Source organism: Burkholderia sp. GbtcB21, assembly GCF_019091065.1.
Taxonomy (GTDB): domain Bacteria; phylum Pseudomonadota; class Gammaproteobacteria; order Burkholderiales; family Burkholderiaceae; genus Burkholderia; species Burkholderia pyrrocinia_C.
On record NZ_JAGXKA010000089.1, the window covers coordinates 1 to 656 of the forward strand.

The 656-nt window shown below is 64.3% G+C and carries 1 protein-coding gene; it reads left to right on the plus strand.

All coding sequences use genetic code 11. From position 1 onward, the window contains the following. Nucleotides 1-36 precede the first annotated feature (36 nt). Nucleotides 37-656: transposase (locus KVT39_RS36460; protein WP_217591430.1), on the plus strand; the 620-nt coding region annotated here is incomplete at its 3' end.

Genomic DNA, 656 nt, shown 5'->3' on the forward strand with positions numbered 1-656 from the left:
CAAACCGTAGCGCGTCAGGCAGCGGCCCGCGGGCCGCTGCCTGAGTTGCCCAAGGAACTGCTGGACCAGTTGGTCAAGGGGCCGATGACGCCGACCGAGGTTCAGGATCTGATGCTGGCGTTCAACAAGGCGGTCATCGAACGGGCGATGGGCGCCGAGATGAATCTGCATCTGGGCTACCCGCCGGGCCAGTCCAAGCCGGCCGGACAAGCCAACGAGCGCAACGGCGCCAGCGGCAAGACGGTCATCACGGATCGCGGCCCAGTTCGTGTCGAAGTCCCTCGTGACCGTGACGGCAGCTTCGAGCCGATCCTGATTCCCAAGCACGAGCGCCGCTTCACCGGCTTCGACGAACGCATCATTGCGATGTACGCGCGTGGCATGAGCGTGCGCGAGATTCAAGGGTTTCTGGCCGAGCAATACGGCACCGAAGTGTCGCCCGACTTCATCAGTTCGGTCACCGACGAGGTGATGGCCGAGGCGCTGAGCTGGCAGAGCCGCCCACTCGAGGCAATGTATCCGGTCGTGTTCTTCGATGCGCTGCGGGTCAAGATCCGCGACGACGGGGTGGTCAGCAACAAGGCCGTCTATCTGGCCTTGGGCATCCAGGCCGATGGCCAGCGCGATGTGCTGGGCCTCTGGATCGAGCAGACCGA